The 17411-nt window shown below is 63.0% G+C and carries 16 protein-coding genes and 2 pseudogenes; 9 read left to right on the forward strand and 9 right to left on the reverse strand.

Annotated features, from left to right (window positions below):
* Window positions 1-7: 7 nt before the first annotated feature.
* From AC0L58_RS06410 to AC0L58_RS06420, 3 genes are all read left to right on the forward strand, one after another.
* Window positions 8-889 (forward strand): pseudouridine synthase, encoded by an 882-nt coding sequence (locus AC0L58_RS06410; RefSeq protein WP_473687788.1) that lies wholly within the window; start codon window positions 8-10, stop codon window positions 887-889.
* A gap of 260 nt (window positions 890-1149) precedes the next feature.
* Window positions 1150-1407 (forward strand): Imm32 family immunity protein, encoded by a 258-nt coding sequence (locus AC0L58_RS06415; protein WP_473687790.1) that lies wholly within the window; start codon window positions 1150-1152, stop codon window positions 1405-1407.
* Between the two features lie 73 nt (window positions 1408-1480).
* Complete coding sequence (locus tag AC0L58_RS06420) at window positions 1481-1858, forward strand: hypothetical protein (RefSeq protein ID WP_473687792.1); 378 nt, start codon at window positions 1481-1483, stop codon at window positions 1856-1858.
* Window positions 1859-2072: 214 nt separating this feature from the next.
* Here the strand turns inward: AC0L58_RS06420 and AC0L58_RS06425 are convergent, their stop codons facing one another.
* On the reverse strand, window positions 2073-3212 hold the full coding sequence (locus AC0L58_RS06425; RefSeq protein ID WP_473687794.1) for a transposase: 1140 nt from the start codon (window positions 3210-3212) through the stop codon (window positions 2073-2075).
* Window positions 3213-3307: 95 nt separating this feature from the next.
* Here AC0L58_RS06425 and AC0L58_RS06430 point away from each other — a divergent pair, with 95 nt between their 5' ends.
* On the forward strand, window positions 3308-3793 hold the full coding sequence (locus AC0L58_RS06430) for a hypothetical protein (RefSeq protein ID WP_473687796.1): 486 nt from the start codon (window positions 3308-3310) through the stop codon (window positions 3791-3793).
* Window positions 3794-3858: 65 nt separating this feature from the next.
* Window positions 3859-4383, forward strand: a complete 525-nt coding sequence (locus AC0L58_RS06435) for a hypothetical protein (RefSeq protein WP_473687798.1) — start codon at window positions 3859-3861, stop codon at window positions 4381-4383.
* Between the two features lie 437 nt (window positions 4384-4820).
* Here AC0L58_RS06435 and AC0L58_RS06440 read toward each other — a convergent pair whose 3' ends face one another.
* The 5 genes and pseudogenes from AC0L58_RS06440 to rsxB form a co-directional block, all read right to left on the reverse strand.
* Window positions 4821-6992: a TonB-dependent receptor family protein gene (locus AC0L58_RS06440; protein ID WP_473687800.1), complete on the reverse strand. Its 2172-nt coding sequence runs from the start codon at window positions 6990-6992 to the stop codon at window positions 4821-4823.
* Window positions 6993-7518: 526 nt separating this feature from the next.
* Window positions 7519-8808 (reverse strand): annotated as a pseudogene (locus AC0L58_RS06445) (PQQ-dependent sugar dehydrogenase).
* Window positions 8805-9231, reverse strand: a pseudogene (locus AC0L58_RS06450) (DUF2231 domain-containing protein). Before AC0L58_RS06450 ends, AC0L58_RS06445 begins: the two co-directional pseudogenes overlap by 4 nt.
* 480 nt (window positions 9232-9711) lie before the next feature.
* Window positions 9712-10350 carry an endonuclease III gene (gene nth / locus AC0L58_RS06455; protein ID WP_473687801.1) on the reverse strand — a complete coding sequence of 213 codons (639 nt, stop codon included), beginning with the start codon at window positions 10348-10350 and terminating at the stop codon, window positions 9712-9714.
* A complete protein-coding gene (gene rsxB, locus AC0L58_RS06460; RefSeq protein ID WP_473687804.1) occupies window positions 10347-10964 on the reverse strand; it encodes an electron transport complex subunit RsxB in 618 nt (205 codons plus the stop codon). Before rsxB ends, nth begins: the two co-directional genes overlap by 4 nt.
* Before the next feature lie 82 nt (window positions 10965-11046).
* Here rsxB and AC0L58_RS06465 point away from each other — a divergent pair, with 82 nt between their 5' ends.
* On the forward strand, window positions 11047-11349 hold the full coding sequence (locus tag AC0L58_RS06465) for a hypothetical protein (protein WP_473687806.1): 303 nt from the start codon (window positions 11047-11049) through the stop codon (window positions 11347-11349).
* 104 nt (window positions 11350-11453) lie between these two features.
* Here the strand turns inward: AC0L58_RS06465 and metG are convergent, their stop codons facing one another.
* Both metG and AC0L58_RS06475 read right to left on the reverse strand, forming a co-directional pair.
* Entirely contained in the window at window positions 11454-13553 is a 2100-nt protein-coding gene (gene metG / locus AC0L58_RS06470) for a methionine--tRNA ligase (RefSeq protein ID WP_473688618.1), read from the reverse strand.
* Window positions 13554-13683: 130 nt separating this feature from the next.
* Window positions 13684-14148 (reverse strand): DUF2147 domain-containing protein, encoded by a 465-nt coding sequence (locus AC0L58_RS06475; RefSeq protein WP_473687808.1) that lies wholly within the window; start codon window positions 14146-14148, stop codon window positions 13684-13686.
* A 174-nt stretch (window positions 14149-14322) separates the two neighbouring features.
* Here AC0L58_RS06475 and apbC point away from each other — a divergent pair, with 174 nt between their 5' ends.
* The 3 genes from apbC to AC0L58_RS06490 all read left to right on the forward strand — a co-directional run bounded on the left by apbC (window position 14323) and on the right by AC0L58_RS06490 (window position 16668).
* Window positions 14323-15417, forward strand: coding sequence for an iron-sulfur cluster carrier protein ApbC (gene apbC / locus AC0L58_RS06480; protein ID WP_473687810.1), 1095 nt, complete (start codon window positions 14323-14325; stop codon window positions 15415-15417).
* A gap of 105 nt (window positions 15418-15522) precedes the next feature.
* Window positions 15523-16089: a dCTP deaminase gene (gene dcd, locus AC0L58_RS06485; protein WP_473687812.1), complete on the forward strand. Its 567-nt coding sequence runs from the start codon at window positions 15523-15525 to the stop codon at window positions 16087-16089.
* A gap of 102 nt (window positions 16090-16191) precedes the next feature.
* The gene (locus AC0L58_RS06490; protein WP_473687814.1) at window positions 16192-16668 is read left to right on the forward strand and encodes a hypothetical protein; all 477 of its coding nucleotides are present in this window, start codon (window positions 16192-16194) and stop codon (window positions 16666-16668) included.
* 76 nt (window positions 16669-16744) lie between these two features.
* On the opposite strand, the gene pcp is transcribed toward AC0L58_RS06490, so the two are convergent.
* Window positions 16745-17401, reverse strand: coding sequence for a pyroglutamyl-peptidase I (gene pcp / locus AC0L58_RS06495; RefSeq protein WP_473687816.1), 657 nt, complete (start codon window positions 17399-17401; stop codon window positions 16745-16747).
* Between the last annotated feature and the right edge of the window lie 10 nt (window positions 17402-17411).

Below are 17411 nucleotides of genomic sequence, written 5' to 3' on the forward strand. Positions count from 1 at the left end.
CAGGCCCATGCCGACTCCACCCTTCCGTCGCGCCAGCCAGGCCAGCACCGTGCATCTGCCGGTGGGCGAGTGGTCGAGCGTGCTCGATGCCTTGTGCGCCCGTTTTCCCGCGATCAGTCGCGCGCAATGGCTGGACCGGATTGCGCGCGGGCGCGTGCTGGACGGGGAGGGTGTGGCGATTGCCGTCGACTCGCCTTACAGCTCCGGCCTGCGAATCCACTACTACCGCGAGGTGATGGACGAGGCGCTGATTCCCTTCACCGAGAACGTGCTGCACGTGGATGAGCATCTGGTCGTGGTCGACAAGCCCCACTTCCTCCCGGTGATCCCCGCCGGCAGCTTCGTCGAACAGACCCTGCTGCGGCGATTGGTCCGACGGCTCGACAATCCGCAGCTCGTGCCGCTGCACCGTATCGATCGGGCTACCGCGGGGCTGGTGCTGTTTTCCGCCAATCCTGCCAGCCGCTCCGCCTATCAGGCGCTGTTTCGCGAGCGCCGGATCGACAAGTGCTACGAGGCCTTGGCGGCGCCACTGCCGGAGCTGGAGTTTCCGTTGTGGCGGCGGACCCGGATCGTGCGCGGCGAGCCGTTTTTTCGCATGTGCGAGGTCGATGGTGAGCCCAACAGCGAGACTCGCATCGAGGTGATGGAGCGGGGCGCCGCGCACTGGCGCTATGCGCTGTATCCGGTGACCGGGCGCAAGCATCAGTTGCGGGTGCACATGGCGGCGCTGGGTGCGCCGATCCTGCACGACACTTTTTATCCCGGGTTGGGTGAGGTCGCACCGGATGACTATGGGCGGCCGTTGAAGTTGTTGGCGCGAGGGATGGGGTTTGTTGATCCGTTGTCGGGGGAGGGGCGCTGCTTCGCTAGTCGGCTTGCGCTGTAATGCTTCAGGCGTAACCGCGCACCTGCCAGATGCAGCAACCGCGGCGTTTTCGCCTCCGTTACACCCTCACTTCCGTCTGCGTAACTCATACACCCTCAAAAGTGTCCGATAACGCCGGCAGCTTGCGCCTACGCCGACGATAGTGCTGCCATGCAAGAGCCTGATCTGTTGCAAGAATTCCTCTCTTGTCCGGTCAGGATCGACGTTGCATACTCGGTGCAACACCCAAACTCTTGGGTCGACTTAGCGTTAGGGCTTACATGACCAACCATCTACTCTCGGTTGAAATCGACGAAGCATCTGAGCAGGTTTTCATCCATGGATCGCCGGCAGGTCTACGCTTTCTCGCTCGGCACATTGAGTCGATCGCTGCCACGGCGGAGGGCGCTGGCCATGCGCACGATCATTTCATGTCGGAAGCTTGGGGTGGCAAAGAACTTTCCGGCCATTTGCAGGGTGGCAAAGAGAGTCATGCTCTCATCAACCATCTCATCATCTACGGTCGGGCCGCGCCCTAACCAATCATTCGAGGCGGACGGCTGCGCCGCCGCTCAATTCCAGCGTTAGCCAATGGAAAATGCGCTCCTTTACATGAAAGTGATTGCCGTTGCTCACGGCATCGTCGGCTATTTCGGTGGCGCCATCATGGCCGACCCTGAAACCCAAGCAGACATGATCTATCAAGATCGAAATCCGTTGGTAGGTGACGTAAAAAAGTACTTGATCTATGCGATGTGCTTTTGTCTGGTGTTATGCGGCCTTTGCCCGTGGTTCAAGCCGTCCGCAACGCCATTGTGGGCATGGCTTGCCCTTGGCTTTCATCTACTCAGCAGCGCACTCGACTTTGCAACACAGCGGGGACGCTTCGACTGCTGGCGCTGCATGACCACTGGCGTTACCGTCAAGGCCATTGCCGCAGCTGCGCTTACTTGCCTAGCTACTATGCTTCCGTCAGCAGGTAGTGGCTAACAGTTCGTTCAAGGCGGACGGCTTCGCCGCCGCTTAACTCCAGCGTTGAAGCTGTAGAAAAACCCATTTCGGATCTACGAAACGAGTCCGCCACCCGGCGGATTTTTGTTTGATGCTCGTGAAGAACTTCCCTCGCGTCCCGGTTGTCGACAATCGGCGAAATTTTGGCCGGCCAAACGTCCTCGTCACGTGCGTTTTGGCCCAGCTCGCTGGCCTACGCGGCTATCTTGCCGTACATCTGCAGCTTCGCCACGTTGTGGACGATGCAGTACAGCTTCCACTGTGTGTCGACCTTGGCTCGACCACGCAGTGTGAAGCGACGCAGGCCGCGTTGCTGGATGTGACCGAACACCGGCTCGATCAATCCCATGCGGTGGGCATAGATCGCGCGACCCTCGGGGCTATCGATCCTTTCGCGCATCGCGCGGCAATGCGGGTTTGGCAGTTTGCTCGCGACCGAGCCTTCGAAGAAGGCCACCTGGCGCACGGCAGTGACATCGGGTTTGCGCAGGCACTTGCGGCGTAGCGGACACGCTTCGCAGGTGGCCGGCGTGCCTTTGACCTGATGCTCGCCATCGACGGCGGCAACGCCGATGTAGCCTTGCACGACACCGTGACCGCTCTTGAGCGTGGCGCTCTCGGCGTCGGTCAGGTTGCGCTTGATCGGCTTGCCTTTGGCGCCCAGGCGCTCGCTCGTGGTGGCCAGCGCAGAACGCAGCTTGCCGGCATTCTTGCGCAAGGTGGCGATGGTGCGTTCTTCGTGTCGGCGCTGGTTGTCCTCGTTGGGATCGAGCGCCTCGCTGGCATCCTGCTCGGCATGGGTCTTGACCAGATGAGCGACGGCGCGCTCCATCTTCGCGGCCTTGCGCTCGAAATCCGCGCTCGTGCCACTCCATTCCTTGGACGCGTTTGAGGGGAGCTTGCAGCCGTCGATGGCAAACATGTTCTTGCCGATCAAACCCTGCGCGTTGCAGACCATCAGCACATCACGAAACACCGCCTCGACTTCCTTGCCCAGTGTCGCCACGAAGTGCGCCAGGGTAGTGAAGTGGGGCTGCTGATCGCACGCCAGAGCGATGAACAGCACGTTCTCCGTGCACGCCCGCGCCATCGTGCGCGAGGAGGTGATGCCGCGCGAATAGGCGAACAACACGATCTTGAGCAGTACCGCCGGATCGTAGGCTGGCGCGCCGGTCTCGTCGTTCTTGAAACGGTCGGCAAAGCGTCCGAGATCCATCTCGTTGTCGATCAGGTAGCTCAGCGCGTGTTCGAAGGTGCCAGGCAGCAGCTGCCGCCCGTAACACACAGGGATCATCTTGATCTGATCGGGGTCGTAGTGCCGGTATCGCGCCATCGTCGCCTCGTCTCGTTTCCCACTTTTTTGCGGGCATGACGAATGATAGGCTGCGAGGGGGTTTTTCTACAGCTACGTTAGGCAGCAATAGCCCCATGCATCATGTCGTCGGACTCAGCCCAAAGTGTCAGGAGCGCGTCTGGCCACTCGAACGTGGCCAGATGAGATTTCGCACGGACAATTTTCACTCGTTAGGCTACTTCCTTCTATTGTTTCCCCCCTTTGAAAAGTACGCCCGACGAGATGCCGGCATTGGCATTGGCTCCATCAACGTCATGTTCGCTTTGAAGGAGGGCGATTTGGTTGCGTGCTTACAATCCCTCGACGCTCTTGAGCAAAATCTTCAGTCTCAGCCTGGCTCTTGGAGACCATTCCTCGGCACGCATCAGGCATATCAGGGGGCACTTTCCGTACCCGTTGAGCCACTGCTTTTCCGTTCTCGGGCGCTGGCACTGGTCGCAAAGCTTCGTAAGCTCGCCCGTGCAGCAGCAGACGGCAAGTACCTTGTTTACGGCAATGGTGTGGCGTATGCGCCACTGTGCGGCATCAAACTTCCAGCCGGCACTTTGGTGTACTCGTAGTGCCTAACAAAACGTCCGAGGCGGACGAAAATCCGCACGCCGCTCAATTCCAGCGTTAGGCGCCTATGAAACGTATACTTGTCGTGTTGCTTCTCGTCCTGACTTCTTGGTCAGCCTTTGCTGCAGACGTCTGCGGTAGCCCAGGAGAGAAGCCGAGCGTCAAATCCGTCGTTGTGCGTCTTCAGAGCAAACCAACAGGGCCGGCTTTCTACTACCGAATCGATCTTTACCATGTTGTGTTTGTTAGCCAAGCTTCGATGACTGCCTTCCTCAACAAGCTGTCCATACCCGATTCCGCTGCTACTGCAAGAGCATTGGTTAAGTCCATCCGCGCCGACATGCCATTGCGTGAAGATCGCGATCTTTTTCGCTATAACTTCTCAGATTGGTTCAATATGAATTTCATAGAATCAATGCTGGTAGATCTCTTCGAGCATGGAAACGTGGCGTTGGTCGCACCGGGTGGAGACCTGGTCGAAAAGGTCACGATTGTTCACGAACGAACCCCAGATATAACTCTCACACGCATCTACGCTGGAAAGAAAGGCGAAAATGAAATATTTGTCCTTCGCGGGTGCATCGCGGACTGACTCAACTGCGTACCGGTCAAGAGCTCAAGAAGGTCTTACGATGTCCATTGGGCGAGTCGCCTACCATCTCCTCAGGAGACTTTCCGTCAACCCCGGGCGCATGGCGCATTTGCCCTGGGCTGTCGGGCCACTGCCGGTGTTGGTGTTGTCCTGATTGTGCGTGTGACGTGTCAGTGCTTTGCGGGGTCGAACGTTGCCAGACTGCATTTCTGTAGTCACCCAGCGGTTCCTGCACAGGTCAGGCCGCAAAAGCATACGCCTCGGCGGGTGTCTTCATGCCGAGCGCCTGGTGTGGTCGCCGGTGGTTGCAAGAGCCGATCCAATAACCAATCACGCGCATGGCGGCACACGGCGCTGACCACGTGGTGCTGGCGATCAATGGGGAAGGGGCGGATTGAGGTGGCGCGGTTAGCTGCTCCGGTTCTCCCGTCGCGGGACTACTTGTCCTGCCAGCGCACATCGAAGCCAAACAGCACGGTTCGCCCTGGGCCGGGCTCGAAGTAGCGGCCGTTGCCATCGTTGACGATGACGGAGCCGACGTAGCGTCGTTCCAGCACATTGTCGACGCGTGCGAAGAGATGAACGCGCCACAGGCCGTGTCGGGTGATATAGCCGCCACCCAGGCCGAACACGGCGTAGGAGGGCGCGCGCACGCTGTCGAGATCGTTGCTGGGCACGGCACCCAGGTAGCGGCTGTCGAGATTGAGCTGCCAGCCTGTGTCTGCGCCGCGATGCAAGGCGGCGTAAACATGGGATCGCGGCACACCCGGGATGCGTGTGCCGGCTGCCACAGAGGTGTTGGTGATGACGCAGCCGGCGCCGACGCAGGTCCGGTAGGCCGACCGGAAGGTCGCGTCCAGCCAGGTGTAGGCAGCGTCGACACGCCATAGTTCGGTGAGCTGGCTATGGAAGGACAGCTCGGCGCCCTGGCGCCGTGCGTCGGGAATATTCTGGTACGTGGTGCGCCCTCCGAAACTGCTGGCCACGGCGAGCTCGTCGCGGCTGTCGGCGCGGAACACGGCCATGTGCAGCTGGCTGGAGGTCGTCGGCTTGAGCTTCAATCCCATCTCGATGCTGTGCGTGCGGGCCGGTTGCAGATACAGCGCCAGTCCGGTCAGGCCGTCGTTGCGATAGCCAAGCTCGGAGAACGTTGGCGTCTCGAAGCCGCGTCCCCACGCCGCGTAAAGGTGTGCCTGTGGCGACACCTGGTACATCGCGCCGGCGACGGGGGTGGCCGCGGTGTAGCTGGCTGCGCCGCTGTCGTCCGGGTTGATGGCGGTGACGTAGCGGTCCGTGGAGTGAAACTGCACGCGGCTGTGACGCACGCCACCCATAAGCGTCCAGTTTTCGCTCACCCGCCAGGTCGCCTGCGCGAATTGGTCCAGGTTGTAGACGCGATCCTCCTCGTCGCGGCGCAGTCGTCCCTTGACGCCGAGTGTGTCGTCGATGAAGTTCTCGTAGGCGGTGCGATGCTGTTGCTGATTGTCATAGTTGGCGCCGATCACGAGTTCAAAGGGTCGTCCGGCCAGCGTGCCGGACCAGGTCCAGCGTGCATCGACGCCGCCATACGCATTGTCCAGTGCGATTACGCCGCCCTGGGAGAGTGGGCTGAGCTGGGCCGCGATGGGTACGGACAGAAACTGTTCGATGCTGCGCTCACCGTAATAGCCCATCAGGCGCAGCGTGCCATGTGTGCTCAGTGTGTCTTCGTAGATCAGTCCGCCCTGCTGCTGGGCGACGCTCTTGCGCGTGTCGTAGAGGGTCGATGGCGTCGAACTCTGACGCGGATTCTGGCGATATTGTGCCGGGGTCAGACCTTGCGGGTCCTGCGCTCCGGGCACGTGGTAGGTATTGACGACGAGAGTCAGTCGGCGGTCGTGGTCGAGTTGCCAGGCAATTTTGGCGTTGCCGGACGCGGTTTGTGCACGGCTGTGGTCGCGGTACCCGTCAGTCTGGAAGTGGGTGAAGTCGAGGTTGTAGTCGAGCGAGCCGCTGATGCCGCGCGCGTTGATCTCGCTGCGCAGCAGCCCGTCACTGCCACCGGCGACGCCAAGGCGTACCTGCGCGGGATCGCTGCCGTCCGCGGTGAACAACTGCACCACGCCGCCGGCGGCGTTGCCGTACAGTGCCGAGAACGGTCCGCGCAGCACTTCGACGCGTTCGGCCGAATCCAGGTTGAAGTGCGAGACCTGGCCCTGACCATCGGGCATGGTTGCGGGGATGCCGTCGGTGTACAGGCGTACGCCGCGGATGCCGAAGGTCGAGCGTGAACCGAAGCCGCGGATGGAGATCTGTTCGTCCTGGGCGTAGTTCTGACGATCACGCGCAAGGATTCCGGGGATGCCCCGCAACAGCTCCGACAGGTTGACGTCCAGACTGCCGCTGGGCGGCGCGACCACCACATCAATGGAGGCCGGGATCTGGAAAGGGTCCTGCTGCGTGCGGGTGGCCGTGACCGATACCGATGGCAAGGTCGTGACCCTATGTGGAGGCGTGGGTGTTGTTGCCGCCGCGAACGGGATCTGCAGCGCAGCCAGCAGCGCCGCAAATGGCCAGGCGTGCCGAAGCAGGCGATGCGAATGCCTTGTCACAACGTCAGTGGATGTCATCAGCTTGCGGGATCAACCCAGGGACGGTGACCGAGTCGCCAAACCGGGTCTGCGCATACCGAGCGTCGCGGTCGGTGCCGGAAGCGGGCATGAGCGTCTCCGTGGTCGGTGGAACTCATGCAGTCATGACGGGTGAGCATGCATCCTCCTGAGACTGAGGGCCATGGTTGGAGTGGATTGCGTGTCAGTCCGCATGGTGGGCGTAGAGCCATGGGTCAGGAGCAAATGGGAGACTCTGGGTCGTAGCATGAGGCGGCTCGATCCGTTCGCTTGGAATTCGATGGCAGGCGCCAACGTGTGACGGCGCGCGGCAATCGTCTGCGGCTATCCAGGATGATCCTCGATGGCGAGCCCATGCTCGCCGGGGCCGGTCAGATGGTCGGTTGATTCCACGGGTGTTGCCATGGCTGCCTGCAGAATTTCAGCGGGGTACCTTGCGCGGAGTGCCGGGCCCGACCGCGATTCGTGCGCGCCACGCCTTCCGTGGCGAGCTCGGGTCAATGGCCCACCCATGTGGCCGTGAAGATCAGCGGCGCGGACTGATGCGCCAGACGGTGTTCGACAGGTCGTCGGCCACGATCAGGGCGCCGCGCGGATCCACAGTCACGCCGACCGGCCGGCCACGGGTCTTGCCGTCGGCCCCGTGAAAGCCGGTGGCAAAATCAACCGGTGGACCGTCGGGGCGACCATTGCGGAACGGCACGAAGATCACCTTGTAGCCGACCGGGTTCTTGCGGTTCCAGCTTCCATGCTCACCGACGAATGCGCCATCCGCGAAAGTGGCACCCATCGCCGGCGTGGAAAAATCCAGACCCAGCGCGGCCACGTGCGCGCCGAGGCTGTAATCCGGGGTGAGCGCGGAAGCCACCTTGGCCGGGTTTTGCGGCCGCACGCGCGTGTCGACGTTCTTGCCCCAGTAGCTGTAAGGCCAGCCGTAGAACCCACCTTCGCGAACCGAGGTGAGATAGTCGGGTGGCACGTCCGGACCGAGTTCATCGCGCTCGTTCACCACCGCCCACAACGCGCCCGTCTCCGGCTGGATGGCAAGCGCCGTGGGATTGCGCAAACCGGTCGCGTAAGGCTTGTGTGCGCCGGTGTGGGCATCCACCTGCCATACCATGGCGCGGTCGACCTCGGCGTCCATTCCGCGTTCGGTGATGTTGCTGTTGGAGCCGATGCCGACATACAGGAAGCGGCCATCCGGACTCGCGGCCAATGCCTTGGTCCAGTGGTGGTTGACGGCCGACGGCAGGTCGGTGATCTTGACCGGCGGCCCGCTGGCCTTGGTCTGGCCATCCTGGTAATCGAAACGCACCAGCGCATCCTGGTTGGCGACATAGAGCTTGCCATCAACCAGGGCGAGGCCGTAGGGCGCGTTGAGACCCTCGGCGAATACGGTCCGCTCCTTGTAGCTGCCGTCACCGGCGGTGTCGCGCAGCAACGTCAAGCGGTTGCCTCTCTTTACCGACGTGTTGCCTTAGGCCTTGATGCGGCCGGCGATCACGTCTTTCGGCTTCAACGGCGCTGCCCCGCCACCGCGGCCTTCGGCGACCAGAATGTCGCCGTTGGGAAGCACCAGCGTCTGACGCGGAATATTCAGGTCGGTGGCGATGGCAGTAATCGTGTAGCCCTGCGGCACCGTCGGCCTCTGCTCGCCCCATAGTGCCGGCTTGGCGATCGTCATGCTCGGAAGCAACCCGCGCTGCGGGGGCGGCAGCGTCGGCTCGGCACCGTAGTACTGGGCTTCATTCGGGTTGTTGTCACCGCATGCGCCCAGCAGGGCCGCCACGGCAACGGCGATCATCAGGCGTTTCATGCTGCGCCTCCCGCACGAACCGTGGAAAGACCGACCCAGGACGCCGCACACGCCAGCACGGCGACGATCACCGACAGGATGAGGCTGTCCGGCATGATGGCAGGCATCCTTGGCGTGTACCAGCGCGTTGATGAAGCCCAGCACCCAGGTGGCCAGCAGCAGCGCGAAATAGGTGACCCCGGATGTGCCACGCCGACTGGCGCGAAAAAGATCGATTACCGCCCACAGCAGCGCAAGCCCAGCGAAAACAAGCGCCCCGGCGATGAGCCAGGACGCGAAGTTGCTCCACTGGATCTGAAAGCTGCGGGCATACGCGATGTCGCTCGACAACGCGCCGAGAAACAGCGGTACGGCTCCGGCAAGCATGAACGCGTGAAATGGATGGATGGCCCGTTGGGGCACTCGCTCGACAATCACAGTCATGGCAGCTGACTCCTGATGGGTGATGCGTTCGATTGGGAATTTCGGGCGACCACGCGACCGGGTACATCGTTCAGCAGCTGCCCGGTTGCATGTTCTGTCCTGGATCGTTGACCATTCGCGATCTGGTAATCCTGATCGGCGTTCTATCGGGAGTGGTTGCCGCTGCACTTCATGCAGGCTCCGCACGGGTTGACGCAATGCTGCCTTGCTTCAGCGCCTTCCGTGAGACTCGGCCTATCCAGGTCAAGGTCGCGTGATCCGAGTCTAGTCACGGTCGATGCATGCCACGGCAAATCGCGCGGGAATCTCCAATTCTTGAGAGAACATCGAACGCGTCTTGGTGGGGCAATGAGACGAGCCAACCGGCGCGTGACAGCAACTTGGCGAGACGAGGCAACGGGCTGCCGGCAACTCGACAGTCAGGCCGCGACAGCGGTGAGCCGTTTTGGACCACACAGCCTCGGTAGAAGCCGCGGCGATTCACGCGTCGGGGGTCTTGAATTTGTAGCGGCACAAATCGCGGATCACGCAGTGCGGGCAATCCGGCTTGCGCGCCTTGCACACGTAGCGACCATGCAGGATCAGCCAGTGATGGGAGTCCTGCCGGAATTCGGCGGGGATCACCTTGAGCAGTTTGTCCTCCACCGCGCGCACGTCCTTGCCCGGCGCCAGGCCGGTGCGGTTGGCGACGCGGAAGATGTGCGTGTCGACGGCGATGGTCGGCTCGCCGAAGGCGGTGTTGAGCACCACGTTCGCGGTCTTGCGGCCCACGCCGGGCAAGGCTTCCAGTGCCTCGCGGCTGCGGGGGACTTCGCCGTCGTGCTGGTCGAGCAGGATTCGGCACAGGGCGATCACGTTCTTTGCCTTCGCATTGAACAGGCCGATGGTGCTGATGTAGCGCTTGAGCCCGTCTTCGCCCAGATCGAAGATCGCTTGCGGCGTGTTGGCCACCGGATACAGCTTGCGGGTGGCCTTGTTCACGCCGACATCGGTGGCTTGCGCGGACAGCACCACCGCCACCAGCAGCTCGAACGGCGTGGTGTAGAGCAGTTCGGTGGTGGGGTGCGGATCGAGTTCGCGCAAGCGGGTGAACATGTCGATGACATCGGCGCGCTTCATGGAGTTTTTCCCTGTTTTTTTGCCTTCGCGCGGGCCAGCGCTTCCAGCACCGGATTGCGTTGCGTTGCGCCGTCGACGGCGGCCTTGCGTGCGGCCAGTTCGGCTGCGCGCTCGGCGCGGTCGCGTGCCAGGCGTGCCTCGCGGCGCTGGAAGTGGCTACGGGCGGCGTCGGCATGAACTTCGTCGATCTGCTCAACCGGCATCGGCACCAGTTCGATGCAGTCGACCGGGCAGGCGGCCACGCACAGTTCGCAGCCGGTGCAGTCGTCGGCGAGCACGCTGTGCATCAGTTTGGAGGCGCCGACGATGGCGTCGACGGGACAGGCCTGGATGCATTTGGTGCAGCCGATGCAGTCTGCCTCGACGATGCGCGCGAGCATGCGCGGCTTCTCGACCCCGTGGTCGGGATTCAGCGGCAACGCGGGTTGTTGCAGCAGTGCGGCCAGCTTTTCGATACCCGCCGCACCACCGGGCGGGCACTGGTTGATCCGTGCTTCGCCGCGCGCGATCGCTTCCGCGTACGGTCGGCAGCCGTGGTAGCCGCATTGCTCGCATTGGGTTTGCGGCAGCACAGCGTCGATGCGGTCGACCAGGGTGTCGATGGGATCACTCATGCATACGGCTCAAACAAACGATAATCGCCGCTCATTGTCCCGCAATCGAGCATCCGTCGTGGATGACCTTCAGGAGAGCTGCATGAAACCATCCTACCTCGCGTCCTTGTTGCTGGCTGCCGTGCTCGGCGGAGCCGGTTCGGTCATGTTGACGCATGCTGGCCCGGTGCGCGCCGAAACGGCAACCGGATCGTCACCCGAAACCGTCACCGTGTTCGTCGACGCCACCTTCGGCTTCCGCAAGAAGCACCTGGCCAACCAGTTGACCAAGTCGCACGCGGATTTCGCCGCCCGCGGCTATCACTTCGTGGACATGCAGAACTACGTCGAGAACGGTGATCTTGTGGGTGTGTTCGTGACCTATACGCGTGATCGCGAGCGCTGATCACCCCGAACAGCGCAAGACGTAGGGCGGGCTCTGCCCGCCGGACCTTCGCCCGGAAGCGGCGGGCAGAGCCCGCCCTACGGGCAGGATCAGCGGAGGATCCCTCAGCGGACGGGGGCGCCTGGGTTGGCGCCTTGGTCCGCGCCGAGCAGGAACAGGTCGCTGCCGCCGTCGCCGGCGGACAGGATCATGCCTTCGGACAGGCCGAAGCGCATTTTGCGCGGCGCCAGGTTGGCGATGAACACCACGTTGCGGCCGACCAGCTGTTCGGGTTCGCCGTAGGCCGCGCGGATGCCGGAGAAGATCTGTTTCGTGCCGAGCTCACCGCCGTCCAGTTCGAAGCGCAGCAGCTTGTCCGAGCCTTCGACGAATTCGCAGACGGTGACCTTGCCGATGCGCAGATCGAGCCGGCTGAACTCGTCGATGGTGATGGTGGCGGAAGTCGTGTCTGCGGTTTTGGCGGGTGGCGCGCTGGCCTTGGTGTTCTCGGTCATGGATTTCTTCTTCGGGCTTTTGGGTGCTTCGGGCGAGTCGCCGAGTGATTCTTTCGAGGCCTCGACCATGGCCGCGATGCGCTTGGGGTCGATGCGTGCCAGCAGCGGTTCGAACTCGTTGACGGTGTGGCCATGCAGCTCGCGGCGGGCATCCTCGAAACTGGCGATCGGCGCGGCGAGGAACTGTTCGGCGGCGGCGACGGTGGCCGGCAGGACGGGTTTGAGCAGGCCAGACAGCAGGCGGAAGCCGTGCAAGGCCAGCGTGCAGACTTGTTGCAGTTCGTCGCGGCGGTTTTCATCGCGGGCGATCACCCACGGTGCCTTGGCCGCGATATAACCGTTGACCAGGTCGGCGATGGTGACGAAACGACGGGTCACTTCGGCGAACTCACCGGTTTCGTAGAGCTGGTCGACACCGTCGTAGTGCGACAGCAGCGTCTGCCACAGCGCGGCTTCCTCGGCCTCGAAGTGATCGGCCAGCTTGCCGTCGAAATGCTTGTGCATGAAGCCGGCGGTGCGGCTGGCGATGTTCACCCACTTGCCGATCAGGTGCGAGTTGATGCGTTCCTCGAAGGCCTTGAGGTCGAGGTCCACGTCCACCGGCGCGTCGTTGAGCATGGTGGCGAAGTAGTAGCGCAGGAACTCCGGGTGGATGCCGGCGTCGAGGTAGGTGCGCGCCTGGATGAAGGTGCCGCGCGACTTCGACATCTTGGCGCCGTTGACCGTCAGGTAGCCGTTGACATGCAGCGCGGTGGGCGTGCGGAAACCGGCGCCATGCAGCATCGCCGGCCAGAACAGGCCGTGGAAATTGATGATGTCCTTGCCGATGAAGTGGTGCATTTCGGCGCTGCTGTCGGCACCGAGGAAATCGTCGAATTTCAGCCCGCTCTTGTCGCACAGCGCCTTGAAGCTGGCCAGGTAACCCACCGGCGCGTCCAGCCACACGTAGAAGAACTTGCCCGGCGCGTCGGGGATCGGAAACCCGAAATAGGGCGCATCGCGCGAGATGTCCCAATCCTTCAGGCCGCCGTCCAGCCATTCGCGCAGCTTGGCCGCCACGCCGCTGTTGGCCACCGGCTTGCCCCCGGTGAATTTGCCGGCGAACCAGTCGCGCAGCAACGGCTCGAACTTGGACAGCTCGAAGAAATAGTGCTCGGAATCGCGCAGCTCGGGCGCGGCGCCGGACATCACCGAGTACGGATTGATCAGGTCGGTCGGCGCGTAGGTCGCGCCACAGTGTTCGCAGTTGTCGCCGTACTGGTCCGCTGTGCCGCAGTTCGGGCAGATCCCCTTGATGTAGCGATCCGGCAGGAACATCTGCTTGTCCGGATCGAACAATTGCTTGATCGTGCGTTTTGCAATGTAGCCGCCGTCGCGCAACCGGGTATAGATCAGCGAGGCCAGCTCGCGGTTCTCGTCCGAATGCGTGGTGTGGTAGTGGTCGAAGCTGAAATGGAAGTCGCTGAAATCGGCCTCGTGCCCGGCGCGGATCTGCGCGATATAAGCCTCCGGCGTCATGCCGGCCTTTTCGGCGGCCAGCATGATCGGCGTGCCGTGGGCGTCGTCTGCGGCCACGAAATGCACTTCGTTGCCCATCATCCGCTGCGCACGCACCCAGATATCGGTCTGGATGTAGCCCAGCATGTGGCCCAGGTGCAGCGGGCCGTTGGCGTAGGGCAGGGCGTGGGTGACGAGCAGGCGACGGGACATGGGGTGCACGACTTTGGGATGACTGCGCATTATGGCATGGACGTCCAAACCGGTCGGTACGCACATGCGCCGCCGCCCCAAAGAAAAAGCGCGCCGAAGCGCGCTTTTTCGTCCGCTCATGCCCGGGTGATCAGGGCTGGCGTTCCCACTCCTGCGAGCGACCGATCCACGAGAAGCCGATGAAGCCGCGCACCTTGAGTTTCTGGCCACCGTCGAGCATCGACAGTTTGACCTTGTAGACCTTGCCGCTCTTGGGATCGAGGATATGGCCGCCGTCCCAGACATCGCCATTCTTGTGCACGCCCCACATGATGTTCATGCCTTCGATCGGCTTGTTCTTGCGTTCGCCGTCGCATTCCTTGCAGACCGCAACCTCGCCGTCACGCGCAATGTCTTCCGGACTGCGGTTGAGCAGCTTGACGATGTGCGCTTGCAGCTCGCCGTTGTTCTCGGTGATCTCCACGATGGATTTGGCCTGGTGGGTGTCGTCGTCGATGGTCTTCCAGGTGCCGACGGGGGTGTCGGTGGCCGCGATGGCGGCACCGGCAGCGAACAGCAGACTGGTGGCGATGGCAAAACGGAACGCAAGCTTCATGGTGATCCTCCCGTACGAAAGCGTATGGAAGTGAGACTGGCGAGCTTCAACCGGGCCGTCAAGCTGCATTGCGGAAAGCTGGTCGAACCGTTCAGCCAGGAGCGCTGATCTGGGTCAGTCTGGCGAAATGGGTGCGCTGGCATAATGGTTCTCTTTCATTACTACCGAGTCGACATGACACAGGCGAACGAAGCGCTGGTCCGCCAGATCCTTGGCGGGCTGACTGATCCCCACTCAGGCGCCACGCTGGATCAGGCCACCAGGGCGGTCGGGGTGGACGGCGCGCGGGTGTCGGTCGACCTGCAACTGGGTTATCCGGCCGCTGGCGCGATCGACGCGATCAGCGCCCGCGTGCGCGAGGCGCTGCAGGCAGATCCGGCGATCGATGCTGCCACGGTCTCGATCACCAGTCGGGTCCATGTGCACAAGGTGCAGGGCACGCTGGGGCCGTTGCCAAGCGTGAAGAACATCATCGTGGTCGCTTCCGGCAAGGGCGGCGTGGGCAAGTCGACGGTGTCGGCGAACCTGGCCCTGGCCCTGCAGGCAGAAGGGTCGAAGGTCGGTGTGCTGGACGCGGACATCTACGGTCCCAGCCAGCCGACCATGCTCGGCGTCAGCGGCAAACCCTCCTCGCCGGACGGCAAGAGCATCATTCCGATGCAGGCCCACGGCATGCCGGTGATGTCGATCGGTTTCCTGGTCGAGGCCGACACGCCGATGATCTGGCGTGGCCCGATGGTCACCCAGGCGATGATGCAACTGCTCACCGACACCCGCTGGGAGCAGCTGGACTATCTCATCGTCGACCTGCCGCCGGGCACCGGCGACATCCAGCTCACCCTCTCGCAAAAGGTGCCGGTGGCCGGTGCGGTGATCGTCACCACACCCCAGGACATTGCCCTGCTGGATGCCCGCAAGGCGCTGAAGATGTTCGAGAAGGTCGAGGTGCCGGTGCTCGGGGTGGTGGAGAACATGGCCACCCACGTCTGCTCGAACTGCGGCCAGGAGGAACACATCTTTGGCGAAGGCGGCGGCGAGCGCATGGCGGCGCAGTACGGTGTGGCCTATCTGGGGTCGTTGCCGCTGGACATCCGTATCCGCGAACAGGCCGATGGCGGCAACCCGTCGGTGGTGGCGATGCCTGATTCGGACATCGCCGCCCGCTATCGCGAAATCGCCCGCAATGCGGCCGGCCGGCTGTCGCGCCAGCCGCGCAACAAGTCGCTGGGGTTGGGGAAGATCGTGGTGCAGGGGGTGCCGGCGGGGTGATCGGGGTGTTCGATTTTCGGCCTTGTGCTGGCGTGATGGGGGGCTGAGCGTGTACTTTTGTCGTTTTGCGCCCGCTTGCAGGGCGGTTACCGAACCGGGGTCAGCGTGAGCATCAAATCCGACAAGTGGATCCGCCGCATGGCGCAGGAGCAGGGCATGATCGAGCCATTCGAGGCCGGCCAGGTCAAGCTGCGCGACGGCGAACGGCTGGTGTCCTATGGCACCTCGAGCTACGGCTACGACGTGCGCTGCGCGCGCGAGTTCAAGGTATTCACCAATATCAATTCCACGATCGTCGACCCGAAGGCGTTCGACCCGTCCAGCTTCGTCGACGTCGAGGCGGATGTGTGCATCATCCCGCCCAATTCGTTTGCACTGGCGCGCACGGTCGAGTTCTTCCGTATCCCGCGCAAGGTGCTCACGATCTGCCTGGGCAAGAGCACCTATGCGCGCTGCGGCATCATCGTCAACGTGACGCCGCTGGAGCCGGAGTGGGAAGGTCACGTGACGCTGGAGTTTTCCAACACCACGCCGCTGCCCGCGAAGATCTACGCCAACGAGGGTGTGGCGCAGATGCTGTTCCTCGAATCGGACGAGGAGTGCGAAACCAGCTACAAGGATCGCGGCGGCAAGTATCAGGGACAGCAGGGCGTGACCCTGCCGCGAACCTGACCACGTCTACCTGAACGGCGCTGCGTTTCGACGAACCTTGGGCCCGCAGGCTGCTAGAATCCTTCCGCTTGAGTTGCACCACTGCCTTTCCAGGAGATCCGCATGAGCCGAACGTCCACCTTGCTGGCCCGCATCACGGCCGCGATCATGTTGGGCAGCGTCCTGCTGCTGGCTGGCTGTCACCGCGGTCAGGCCAAGCAGGAGCAACATCTTGCGGCGTCCATGAAGGGCGAGTTCGGCGTGACGATGCAGGCGTACAAGGATGGCCAGTTCCTGATCGATGGCGCGGTGCTGTCCGCGACGGATGCCGGCAGCCATTTCGCCTATCTGCGCGACCAGGGGAAGTTGCCCGCGAAAGTGCTGTTGATCGACAGCGATGATGCCAAGGTCAGCAAGAAGCACCTGCAGTACCTGGCGCGCATGTCGATCGACTATGGGTTTCTTGCCTACTTTTTCGACCACAAGGGCCAGCTGACCCAGATCAGCCCGGTCAACACCAAGGCGCGCCAGCTTGAGGATCACAAGCAGCGCGCGCCAGCAGCGGCACCCCCGCCGGTCGATCACGGCGGCGGTGGCTGATCAGGGCCAGGCCACGCCACATGCGAAATCGGCAAGCCCGTGAGGCGACTCGCGGGCTTGCTGGTTTTTGGCGGATTCAGTCGAGGCTGCCACCGACGAGCTTGCGGTCGCGGCTCGCCGCGGTGGCCGCGCGCAGTGCGATCAGCAGCCCTTGCTCCACCTCGGCTTGCGCCATGCTGGCGACCCCTCGCAGCCCTGCGGCCTGGGATGGCAGGTACGGGATGTGGATGAAACCGGCGCGCAGGCCGCGTCTTGTCGCGCTCAGATGCAGCATCGCGTAGGCGATGTGATTGCAAACATAGGTGCCGGCGCTGTGCGAGATTTCCGCCGGCACACCGGCCTCGCGCAGGGCGGCCCGCATCGTCTTCAGCGGCAGCGTGCTGAAGTAGGCGGCGGGGGCACCCTCGATCACCGGTTCGTCGATCGGCTGCGCGCCGGCATTGTCCGGTATGCGTGCGTCCTGCAGGTTGATCGCCACCCGCTCCAGTGACAACTGTGCACGACCGCCGGCCTGGCCCACGCCCAGCATCAACGCCGGTTTCACTTCGCGCATGGCGGCCTTGAGCAGGCGCAGCGATGCGTCGAACTCGGTCGGCAATTGACGGGCCACCACCACATGTCCACCTATCCGTCGCCCGTGCAGGGCGCGCACGGCTTCCCACGAGGGGTTGATGGTTTCACCGCCGAACGGGTCGAAGCCGGTCAGCAGGATGCGTGGCAAGCTCTTGGTCATGGGCGCCTCG

The organism is Rhodanobacter sp. G2-10 (assembly GCF_055809185.1).